The sequence below is a fragment of the Microbacterium sp. cf046 genome, from assembly GCF_900114345.1.
Taxonomy (GTDB): domain Bacteria; phylum Actinomycetota; class Actinomycetes; order Actinomycetales; family Microbacteriaceae; genus Microbacterium.
Genome location: NZ_FOZJ01000001.1, coordinates 1,000,286 through 1,011,619 on the forward strand (window position 1 = coordinate 1,000,286; position 11,334 = coordinate 1,011,619).

At 68.0% G+C, this 11,334-nt stretch carries 7 protein-coding genes; 6 read left to right on the top strand and 1 reads right to left on the bottom strand.

The window, feature by feature from the left end; translation table 11 throughout:
• The first annotated feature begins 194 nt into the window (after positions 1-194).
• The 3 genes from BM349_RS04580 to BM349_RS04590 all read left to right on the top strand — a co-directional run bounded on the left by BM349_RS04580 (position 195) and on the right by BM349_RS04590 (position 8,317).
• The gene (locus tag BM349_RS04580) at positions 195-3,686 is read left to right on the top strand and encodes a DNA-directed RNA polymerase subunit beta (RefSeq protein WP_091703573.1); all 3,492 of its coding nucleotides are present in this window, start codon (positions 195-197) and stop codon (positions 3,684-3,686) included.
• Positions 3,687-3,734: 48 nt separating this feature from the next.
• Entirely contained in the window at positions 3,735-7,625 is a 3,891-nt protein-coding gene (locus BM349_RS04585) for a DNA-directed RNA polymerase subunit beta' (protein ID WP_091703577.1), read from the top strand.
• Between the two features lie 65 nt (positions 7,626-7,690).
• Positions 7,691-8,317, top strand: coding sequence for a hypothetical protein (locus tag BM349_RS04590; RefSeq protein WP_254773726.1), 627 nt, complete (start codon positions 7,691-7,693; stop codon positions 8,315-8,317).
• 13 nt (positions 8,318-8,330) lie between these two features.
• Here the strand turns inward: BM349_RS04590 and BM349_RS04595 are convergent, their stop codons facing one another.
• A complete protein-coding gene (locus BM349_RS04595; RefSeq protein WP_254773727.1) occupies positions 8,331-8,906 on the bottom strand; it encodes a hypothetical protein in 576 nt (191 codons plus the stop codon).
• A gap of 137 nt (positions 8,907-9,043) precedes the next feature.
• On the opposite strand from BM349_RS04595, the gene BM349_RS04600 reads away from it, so the two are divergent.
• From BM349_RS04600 to BM349_RS04610, 3 genes are all read left to right on the top strand, one after another.
• Entirely contained in the window at positions 9,044-10,003 is a 960-nt protein-coding gene (locus BM349_RS04600) for a ribonuclease E domain-containing protein (protein ID WP_091703585.1), read from the top strand.
• 2 nt (positions 10,004-10,005) lie between these two features.
• A complete protein-coding gene (locus tag BM349_RS04605) occupies positions 10,006-10,491 on the top strand; it encodes a hypothetical protein (protein WP_091703589.1) in 486 nt (161 codons plus the stop codon).
• Between the two features lie 93 nt (positions 10,492-10,584).
• Positions 10,585-11,241: a spermidine/putrescine ABC transporter substrate-binding protein gene (locus tag BM349_RS04610; RefSeq protein ID WP_091703594.1), complete on the top strand. Its 657-nt coding sequence runs from the start codon at positions 10,585-10,587 to the stop codon at positions 11,239-11,241.
• The last annotated feature ends 93 nt before the right edge of the window (positions 11,242-11,334 follow it).

Consider the following 11,334-nt stretch of genomic DNA (forward strand, 5'->3'; position numbering starts at 1 on the left):
GGCGTGGCACCCGGCGTATAGTAGGTCCTTGCGCTCTTGGATTCCCCCTGCCCTCATATGGTGGTCGGCTGTGCCTGCGTGCCCCCGCTTCGAACGATGAAGCGGAGTGTGGCGCCCAGGTTTCGGGGACAGATGAGCACTCCACCCTGACGACAAGGAAACGAGCCCTGCCCGGGCCCACGGAGGTAATCCCCTTGGCTGCTGCGCGCAACGCATCTACCACCACCACCAAGAACGGCCGCGGAGCATCCCGCCTCTCGTTCGCCAAGATCACCGACACGCTGACGGTCCCCGACCTTCTCGCGCTGCAGACCGAGTCGTTCGACTGGCTCGTCGGCAACGAGGCGTGGAAGGCGCGCGTCGCCGAGGCCAAGAGCATCGGCCGCACCGACGTGCCCGAGATCAGCGGCCTCGAGGAGATCTTCGAGGAGATCTCGCCGATCGAGGATCTCAGCGAGACGATGCAGCTCTCGTTCACGAACCCGTACCTCGAGCCCGAGAAGTACTCGATCGACGAGTGCAAGGAGCGCGGCAAGACCTACGCCGCCCCGCTGTACGTCGAGGCCGAGTTCATGAACCACCAGACCGGTGAGATCAAGACGCAGACCGTCTTCATGGGCGACTTCCCGCTGCAGACCGGCAAGGGCACGTTCATCATCAACGGCACCGAGCGCGTCGTCGTGTCGCAGCTGGTCCGCTCGCCCGGCGTCTACTTCGACAAGACGCCCGACAAGACCTCCGACAAGGACATCGTCTCGGCGCGCATCATCCCCAGCCGCGGTGCCTGGCTCGAGTTCGAGATCGACAAGCGCGACCAGGTCGGCGTGCGCATCGACCGCAAGCGCAAGCAGTCGGTCACGGTGTTCCTCAAGGCGCTCGGCCTGACGAGCGAGGAGATCCTGCAGGAGTTCGCGGGCTTCGACTCGATCGAGGAGACGCTGTCGAAGGACACGATCCTCTCCAAGGAAGACGCGCTCCGCGACATCTACCGCAAGCTCCGCCCGGGCGAGCAGGTCGCCGCGGAGGCCGCTCGTGCGCTCCTGGACAACTTCTACTTCAACTCCAAGCGCTACGACCTCGCGAAGGTGGGTCGCTACAAGATCAACCAGAAGCTCGGCCTTGACGCGCCCCTGTCGGACTCGGTCCTGACCGTCGCCGACATCGTCGCGACGATCAAGTACCTTGTTCGCCTGCACCGCGGCGACACGACGTTCGACGGCCTTCGCGCGGGCAAGCCCGCCGAGATCCGTCTGGACATCGACGACATCGACAACTTCGGCAACCGTCGCATCCGCGCGGTCGGCGAGCTGATCCAGAACCAGGTCCGCACCGGGCTGTCGCGCATGGAGCGCGTCGTCCGCGAGCGCATGACCACGCAGGACATCGAGGCGATCACGCCGCAGACCCTGATCAACGTGCGCCCCGTCGTGGCCGCGATCAAGGAGTTCTTCGGAACGTCGCAGCTGTCGCAGTTCATGGACCAGAACAACCCGCTCGCAGGCCTGACCCACAAGCGCCGCCTCTCCGCGCTCGGCCCCGGTGGCCTCTCGCGTGAGCGCGCCGGCGTCGAGGTCCGCGACGTCCACCCGTCGCACTACGGCCGCATGTGCCCCATCGAGACCCCGGAAGGCCCGAACATCGGCCTGATCGGCTCGCTCGCGTCGTTCGCTCGCATCAACGCGTTCGGCTTCATCGAGACGCCGTACCGCAAGGTCGTCAAGGGCCGGGTCACCGACCAGATCGACTACCTCACGGCCAGCGAGGAGGACGACTACATCGTCGCCCAGGCCAATGCGCCGCTGAAGGCCGACGGTCACTTCACCGAGGACCGCGTCCTCGCCCGCAAGAAGGGCGGCGAGGTCGACCTCTTCCACGCGGACGAGATCGGCTACATGGACGTCTCGCCCCGGCAGATGGTGTCGGTCGCGACCTCGCTCATCCCGTTCCTCGAGCACGACGATGCGAACCGCGCCCTCATGGGTGCGAACATGCAGCGTCAGGCCGTCCCGCTCCTGCGTTCCGAGTCGCCGCTGGTCGGCACCGGTATGGAGGGCTTCGCCGCCATCGACGCGGGTGACGTCGTCACCGCCGAGAAGGCGGGCGTCGTCCTCGAGGTCTCGGCGGACGTCGTGACCGTGCAGCTCGACGAGGGCGGCACGCAGCAGTACTTCCTCCGCAAGTTCGACCGCTCCAACCAGGGCACGAGCTACAACCAGCGTGTTGTGGTCTCCGCCGGCGAGCGCGTCGAGGCGGGCGAGGTCATCGCCGACGGACCGGCCACGGAGAACGGCGAGCTCGCGCTCGGCAAGAACCTCCTCGTCGCGTTCATGACGTGGGAGGGTCACAACTTCGAGGACGCGATCATCCTCAGCCAGGACCTCGTGAAGGACGACACCCTCTCCTCGATCCACATCGAGGAGTACGAGGTCGACTCCCGCGACACGAAGCTCGGCAAGGAGGAGATCACCCGTGATCTCCCGAACGTCAGCCCCGACCTGCTGAAGGACCTCGACGAGCGCGGCATCATCCGCATCGGCGCCGAGGTCCGCCCCGGCGACATCCTGGTCGGCAAGGTCACGCCCAAGGGCGAGACCGAGCTGTCGGCCGAGGAGCGCCTGCTGCGCGCGATCTTCAACGAGAAGAGCCGCGAGGTCCGCGACACGTCGCTGAAGGTCCCCCACGGCGAGCAGGGCACGATCATCGCCGTCAAGGAGTTCAACGCCGAGGACGGCGACGACGAGCTCGGCTCGGGCGTGAACCGCCGCGTCGTGGTCTACATCGCCCAGAAGCGCAAGATCACCGAGGGCGACAAGCTCGCGGGTCGCCACGGCAACAAGGGCGTCATAGCGAAGATCCTCCCCGTCGAGGACATGCCCTTCCTCGCCGACGGCACCCCGGTCCAGGTCATCCTGAACCCGCTCGGCATCCCGGGTCGAATGAACTTCGGCCAGGTGCTCGAGCTGCACCTCGGCTGGATCGCCCAGCAGGGCTGGAAGGTCGAAGGGTCCCCGAAGTGGGCCGCCAAGATGCCGAAGGAGGCCCTCGAGGCCGCACCCGGCACCAAGGTCGCCACCCCGGTGTTCGACGGCGCGTTCGAGTCGGAGATCGAAGGACTCCTCGACTCGACCAACGTGACCCGCGACGGCGAGCGCCTGATCGGCTCCAGCGGAAAGACCGTGCTGTTCGACGGCCGCTCCGGCGATCCGTTCCCGGCTCCGGTCTCGGTGGGCTACATGTACATCCTGAAGCTGCACCACCTCGTCGACGACAAGATCCACGCGCGCTCCACTGGCCCGTACTCGATGATCACCCAGCAGCCGCTCGGTGGAAAGGCGCAGTTCGGCGGACAGCGCTTCGGTGAGATGGAGGTGTGGGCCCTCGAGGCCTACGGCGCGGCATACGCGCTCCAGGAGCTCCTCACGATCAAGTCCGACGACATCCTCGGCCGCGTCAAGGTGTACGAGGCGATCGTCAAGGGCGAGAACATCCAGGAGCCCGGCATCCCCGAGTCGTTCAAGGTGCTCATGAAGGAGATGCAGTCGCTCTGCCTGAACGTCGAGGTCCTCTCGGCCGACGGCACCGCGGTCAACCTCCGCGACACCGACGACGACGCATTCCGCGCCGCCGAAGAGCTCGGCATCAACATCTCCAGCCGCTTCGAGTCCTCGTCGATCGACGAGATCTAAGCCCGGCCGGTCCGATACAGAATTCCGATACAGGAGAACTGAGAACAAGTGCTCGAATCAACAACTTTCGATCAGCTGCGCATCGGCCTGGCCACTGCCGACGACATCCGTCGTTGGTCGTACGGTGAGGTCAAGAAGCCTGAGACCATCAACTACCGCACCCTCAAGCCCGAGAAGGACGGTCTCTTCGGAGAGCAGATCTTCGGACCCTCCCGCGACTGGGAGTGCGCGTGCGGCAAGTACAAGCGCGTCCGCTTCAAGGGCATCGTCTGCGAGCGCTGCGGCGTGGAGGTCACCAAGTCCTCCGTCCGCCGCGAGCGCATGGGCCACATCGAGCTCGCCGCACCCGTCACCCACATCTGGTACTTCAAGGGCGTCCCGTCGCGCCTGGGCTACCTGCTGGACATGGCGCCGAAGGACCTCGAGAAGGTCATCTACTTCGCCGCCTACATGGTGATCTCCGTCGACGAGGAGGCACGTCACCGCGACCTCCCCACGCAGGAGAACAACATCCGGCTCGAGCTGAAGACGCTCGGCGACCGGCGCGACTCGCGCATCGCCACGCGCCTGCAGAAGCTGGAAGAGGAGCTCGCGGCGCTCGAGGAAGAGGGCGCCAAGGCCGACCAGAAGAAGAAGGTCAAGGACGCCGCCGAGAAGGACATGGCGGGCATCCGCAAGTCCTTCGACGACCAGATCACCCGGCTCGAGAAGGTGTGGGAGGACTTCCGCACGCTCTCGGTCGGTGACCTCAAGGGCGAAGACGAGATCTTCCACGAGCTGCAGGACCGCTTCGGTCAGTACTTCGAGGCCTACATGGGCGCCGAGTCCATCAAGCGCCGCCTCGAGGCGTTCGACCTCGCGGCCGAGTCCGACTCACTGCGCCTGCAGATCTCCGAGGGCAAGGGCCAGCGCAAGATCCGTGCGATCAAGCGCCTGAAGGTCGTCAACTCGTTCCTGCAGACCGGCATGAGCCCGGCATCCATGGTGCTGGACGTCGTCCCGGTGATCCCGCCGGAGCTGCGCCCGATGGTCCAGCTGGACGGTGGCCGCTTCGCGACCTCCGACCTGAACGACCTGTACCGCCGTGTGATCAACCGCAACAACCGCCTCCGTCGCCTGATCGATCTCGGTGCCCCCGAGATCATCGTCAACAACGAGAAGCGGATGCTGCAGGAGGCCGTCGACGCCCTGTTCGACAACGGCCGCCGCGGTCGCCCCGTCACGGGCACCGGCAACCGGGCCCTGAAGTCCCTGAGCGACATGCTCAAGGGAAAGCAGGGACGCTTCCGTCAGAACCTGCTCGGCAAGCGCGTGGACTACTCGGGCCGTTCGGTCATCGTCGTCGGCCCGCAGCTCAAGCTCCACCAGTGCGGTCTGCCCAAGCAGATGGCGCTCGAGCTGTTCAAGCCGTTCGTGATCAAGCGTCTGATCGACCTCGGTCACTCGCAGAACATCAAGGCCGCCAAGCGCGCCGTGGAGCGTACGCGGCCCGAGGTGTGGGACGTGCTCGAGGAGATCATCCGCGAGCGCCCCGTGCTCCTCAATCGCGCGCCGACGCTGCACCGTCTCGGTATCCAGGCGTTCGAGCCTCAGCTCGTCGAGGGCAAGGCGATCCAGCTGCACCCGCTCGTCTGCGCCGCGTTCAACGCGGACTTCGACGGCGACCAGATGGCCGTTCACCTGCCGCTGTCGGTCGAGGCCCAGGCCGAGGCCCGCATCCTGATGCTCGCCTCGAACAACATCCTGAAGCCGTCCGACGGCCGACCGGTCACCCTGCCTTCGCAGGACATGATCATCGGCCTGCACCACCTGACCACGGTCAAGCCCGGCGCAGCCGGCGAGGGCCGCGCGTTCGGGTCGGTCGGCGAGGCGATCCTGGCCAAGGACGAGGGCACCCTCGACCTGCAGGCCAAGGTGCGCATCCGCATCCCGGGGCTCACGTTCCTCGAGGCCGAAGGCGACAGCCAGGAGTCCATCGAGGCGTACGAGAAGAACGGCCTCGTGGAGACCTCGCTCGGTCAGGCGATCTTCAATGACACGCTCCCCAAGGGCTACCCGTTCGTGCGCCAGCAGGCGGACAAGGGCAAGCTCTCGGAGATCGTGAACAAGCTCGCCGAGGAGTACCCCAAGGTCGAGGTCGCAGCGACGCTGGACCGCATCAAGGACGCCGGCTTCTACTGGGCCACGCGTTCGGGCGTGACGGTCGCGCTGAGCGACATCCTCACCCCGCCGGACAAGCCCGCGATCGTGGCACGCCACGAGAAGGCCGCGGCCAAGGTGCAGGCGCAGTTCGAGAAGGGTCTCACGACGGACTCGGAGCGCCGTCAGGAGCTCATCAAGATCTGGACCGAGGCGACCGACGAGGTCCAGGTCGCGATGCGGGCGAACTTCCCGGAGGACAACACCATCAACCGCATGGTGTCCTCGGGCGCCCGAGGCAACTGGCTGCAGATCCGGAACATCGCCGGTATGCGAGGCCTGGTGAACAACCCCAAGGGTGAGATCATCCCCCGTCCGATCATCTCCTCGTACCGCGAGGGTCTGTCGGTGGCGGAGTACTTCATCGCGACGCACGGTGCCCGCAAGGGTCTGGCCGACACGGCCCTCCGTACCGCCGACTCCGGGTACCTCACGCGTCGTCTCGTGGACGTCTCGCAGGATGTCATCATCCGCGAAGACGACTGCGGTACGACCAAGGGTCTCGAGCTGCCGATCGCGGCCGCCGGGTCCGACGGCGTGCTCGTCAAGGACGCGAACGTGGAGAACTCCGTGTTCTCGCGCACCCTCGCCTCCGAGGCGGTCGACGCCAAGGGCAACGTGCTGGCAGCCGCCGGCGACGACGTGGGCGACGTGCTGCTGAACACGCTGATCGAGGCGGGTGTGGAGACCATCAAGGTGCGCTCCGTGCTCACCTGCGACTCGGCTGTCGGAGTCTGCGCGCAGTGCTACGGCCGCTCGCTCGCGACCGGAAAGCTCGTCGACATCGGAGAGGCCGTCGGCATCATCGCGGCCCAGTCGATCGGCGAGCCGGGAACCCAGCTCACGATGCGCACCTTCCACACGGGTGGTTCGGCCTCGGCCGATGACATCACCCAGGGTCTGCCGCGTGTGCAGGAGCTCTTCGAGGCCCGCACCCCCAAGGGTGCGTCGCCGATCGCCGAGTCCGACGGTCGCATCACGATCGAAGAGACCGATCGCGCCAAGAAGGTCATCCTGACGCCAGACAACGGCGACGAGCCGCACGTCTACCCGGTGCTGCGCCGCGCGACGCTCCTGGTCGAGGACGGCCAGCACGTCACCGTCGGTCAGCCGATCCTGGTGGGCACGCTGGACCCCAAGGAGGTCATGCGCGTCATGGGCGCCCGCGAGGTGCAGCGCTACCTCGTCAACGGCGTGCAGGGCGTCTACCGCTCGCAGGGTGTGCCGATCCACGACAAGCACATCGAGGTCATCGTGCGCCAGATGCTGCGCAAGATCACCGTGGTCGACCACGGCGAGACCACGCTGCTTCCGGGTGAGCTCGTCGACTTCAAGAAGTACCAGAACATGAACCGCGAGGTCGTGGCAGAGGGCAAGCGTCCCGCGTCCGGTCGCCCGGAGCTCATGGGCATCACGAAGGCGTCGCTCGCGACCGAATCGTGGCTGTCGGCCGCTTCCTTCCAGGAGACGACCCGCGTCCTGACGCAGGCCGCCATGGAGGGCAAGAGCGACCCGCTTCTGGGCCTCAAGGAGAACGTCATCATCGGAAAGCTCATCCCCGCCGGAACCGGACTTGCGAAGTACCGCAACGTCGTGGTCGAGGCGACGGAGGAGGCCAAGAGCGAGCGGTACCCCAACCGCATCTTCGCCTCGGACGGCGCCTACAGCGACGCCGATCTGAGCTACGTCGACTTCGACAGCTTCTCGACGGACGACTTCACGCCCGGCACCTACAACTGAGCCGCGTGGAAACGCCCTGGTCCTCACGGACCAGGGCGTTTCTGCGTTTACCGTGGATGCAGGAGGTGGGGGCCTTGGCGCGTGTCGGCGGACGCAACTCGTGGATCGCGTGGCCCGCGGGGCTGCTGTGCGCGGCAGTCGTGGGTGCGCTCGCCTGGCTCGCCCAGCCCATGCTCCCCGTCTCGGTCGCATGGATGGGGGACATGCTGCGCGCGGCCAGCGCCGCCCAGGTGCCTGCTCCGGCCGCGCAGAGCGTCGCCACGCTCGCCATCGCCCCGGGTGACATCGACTGCCGCGCGCTGTACCCCGACGGGCTCTGGGCGGAGCTCACCTGGACCCCGCACGTGCTCCTCTCGCAGGACTACGCGGCGCCTGCGACCTCGGTCACCTCGCTCACCGATGCGCTGAGCCCATCGGTGCGGATCACGTGCCACTGGCGCACCGAGGAGGGGGGCCTGATCGTCTCGACGCTCGCCGGGGTGGCCAGCGACGCAGGTCCCGTGGCGGAGGCGTCGCTGCGAGGTCAGGGCTTCGCGTGCACGACGGACGACGACGCGGTGGTGTGCGCGCGGACCTCCGGGGATGTCGTCGAGGAGCACACCATCCGCGGCGGACTGTGGCTCTCCAGCGTCGAGACCCGATGGCATCCGGACGCATACGGCGCCCGTCTGACCGCACACATCTGGGGGTGAGCCCGGTGCCGGTTCAGCCGGCGAAGATGCTCGCCACGATCGCAGCAGTGTAGCCGGTCGGGGCGAGATCCGAGAACGACGAGTCGATCATGATGTCCTCGCGCCAGAACAGCGTGCGACCCTGCGGGAGAAGATCGGGCTCGCTGAACCAGGTCTTCTCGCATCGGGTTCCGCCGTCGGGCCGGTAGCAGCTGTACCCTTCAGCGGCCAGGCCGTTGAGCATGTCCAGCGCGGGTCCGCGGGACATGAAGGCGATCGTCGTGACGAGGTGCGACGTGTCGACCGCGGGATCGCCCCAGACGCAGATGAGACTCCCGTCGGGCTGCGCACCGGACGCGCCGACGGACGACCCGTTCAGGGGAATGTCGCCGAGCTCCGCGAGCACCCCCGCGTCGAGCATCTCGCGGCAGTCGGTGGGGATCTTCGCGGCGGCGACCGTCGGCGTCGGGGACGCCGACGGCGTGGCGGAGGCGGCTGAAGCGGTGGGCGAAGGGGTCGCACCCGGCTCCGGCAGGCATGCCGCGAGGATCGTGACGCACGCCAGGACGGATGCGGCAGCCCAGGAGCGGGCGATGGGTCGGCGGGTCATGGGGCCACGATAAGCGCGACGACGGCCGCAGATCGCGGCGCAACACCCCGAATCCCACGGCACGCCTCCACGGAGCGGCGCACCGCGCGGGATACTCTCGCACTGCAGGGACGTGCCCTGCGTGAGGAGTGCATCGGATGAGTGACTCGAAGTCGTCCTACGGCGAACCGGTCGAGGAGCCCAAGGCGGTCGATGACGTCGTCGGGAGCGCCCACGAGGGCATCGCCGATGCCGAGGCCGCCGGCCGCGACGCGGTCGTGGTCGAAGAGCCCCCCGCGGAGTCGCACGCCGCACCCGAGGTCGTCTCCGCACCCTCGGAGCCGATGGTCGAGGAGGACCCCTCGTTCGACAGCGCCATGTACGAGGCGCATGCCGATGACGCCACGACGGCGTATCCGGTCGCCACGGCGGCCGCGGCTCCGGTCGTGACCCCGAGCGAGCCGGTCGTCCAGGCGCCCGTCGCAGAGACGACGGTCATCGAACCCGCCGTCGTCGCTCCCGCAGCCGTCGCCGGCGCGGCGTACGCCCCTCAGCCCATCTTCGTCCAGGCGCCCGAGGCGCCGCGTCCGCGCGGCAACCGTGGGGCTGCGGGCGCGATCGGCCTGCTTGCCGCGCTGTCGTTCGCCGTGCTGTACCTCGCCGTCTGGATCGGCATCGGCCTGCTCAGCGGCGAGGTGACGACGGATGCGATCGTCTCCACCGTGCTCGTCGCCCTGGGAACGTGGGCACTGTGGGTTCCGGTCGTCGTGTTCTTCATCGCCTTCTGGCTGCTCGGGGCGATCATCAACCGCGGACGCTGGGGCGCATGGGTCATCTTCGGCCTGCTCGTCGGCGTCGCGGCGTATCTCGGCCACATCCTCGGCGCGCTCTTCCAGGCGCCGTTCTGGATGCTGACCGCCAGCCAGGGTGCCGAGCTCGTCGAGGCGCAGCTGCTCTCGCCGCTTGCGATCGCCGCATTCGTGATCGGCCGTGAACTCACGATCTGGTTCGGAGCATGGGTGGCCCGACGCGGTGCGCGCGTGACCGAACTCAACGTCGAGGCACAGCGCGAGTACGAGCGCACGCTCGAGGCGGGTCCGCAGCTCACGCGCGTGTAGCCGTGGCTGCCACCGGGGGCGCGTCCGGCGGCCCGGTTCGCCCGCTCGTCGCACTCGGTCTGGCGACCGTGGCCTTCGTCGCGCTGCTGATCTTCGGACTCGGCATGGTGAGCCTGATCCTGGAGGAGGACGTCGTCGAGGTGCCCGGCCTCGGGCAGATACCGGGCGTCTTCGCGACCGCGGTGACGGTCGGGGCGTTCGCGCTGGTGCTCTGGCTCGGGCTGCGGGCTCCGAAGCGCTCGTACTGGACCGCGCTCTGGGCTGCGGTGGCGTGCTACCTCGTGTACGTCGGGGGCATGTGGATCGGAGCACTCGTGGCCGGCGGCGCCTTCTCGATCGCGGCGGAGGTCGCGGGTCGGATCGCCACCACATGGTTCGGCGCGGTCGTGGCCGCTGCCGCGGCGGTCTCGGCGTGGGGAGGGATCGCGCTGTCACGCACGCGCGCCGAACGACCCCGCTGGCCATGGGAGGACGAGTTCGACGAGTGATCGGACGGCGGATCGCACCCGGATGGATGCCGAGGCGGCGCGGAGTCGCTGCGAAAGCGGCGGAAACGGGCCACGGCGGGCTAGCGTGTAGGCGTGGAGCGGTCGCTCGAAACCCAGGTCAGCCAGGCAGTTGATGCCTGGCTGCGGTGGCTGCCGCGATGGGAGCCGGCCACCCACCGTGGTCGCGTGGCCCCCTGCCGGCGGTGCTTCGGCTCGCCCGTGCTGTCGGCGGCCGGCCTGGGCGCCGACGTGCCGCACGGTGTGCAGCACGGACTGTCCACGCGCATCAAGGCGATCGTCGACCACGCCGTCGCCGAGTACACGACGCTGAACCTCCCGATGCTGCAGACCGAGCTCGATCACCAGGCCGACCGCAACCGCGCGCGCAGCTATCGTCCCGGCGAGGGGCTCGAACCGGAGTTCGAGGGCCTGCCGCTGGACCCGGAGCCGCAGCCGGGCGCTCCGTTCCTGTTCACGATCTCCGGTCTCGCCGAAGAGGCGGATGCCGGCGTCCCGGCGCTGCCGCCGCTCAGCGACGAGGCGAAGGCCGCGCTGCGCCAGGAGGTCGGGCTGGCCGACGACTACGCCAACATGATCGGCCGCGAGGTGTGCACGATCCTGCTGCACCATCGGCTGCGGATCCAGGCCGCGATCAGCCAGTACGTGGAGCCGCAGATCGAGGCGATGCTCGAGGAGCTGACCCGTTCGCTGGACGCGCCGTTCGATCCGAACGAGCCGCCGACGATCTGATGCCGGCGTCCCGATGACGCCACGGCGCCTCCACAGCGCACAGGGTGCTCCTCAGGCGGCTTTGTTAGCATGAGCGGGTTTGCACCTTCCTGC

Excerpts from the sequence above, each read along its gene's own strand:
- BM349_RS04595 (WP_254773727.1), bottom strand. The coding sequence starts at position 8,906 with ATGACCCGCCGACCCATCGCCCGCTCCTGGGCTGCCGCATCCGTCCTG.
- BM349_RS04600 (WP_091703585.1), top strand. The coding sequence starts at position 9,044 with ATGAGTGACTCGAAGTCGTCCTACGGCGAACCGGTCGAGGAGCCCAAG.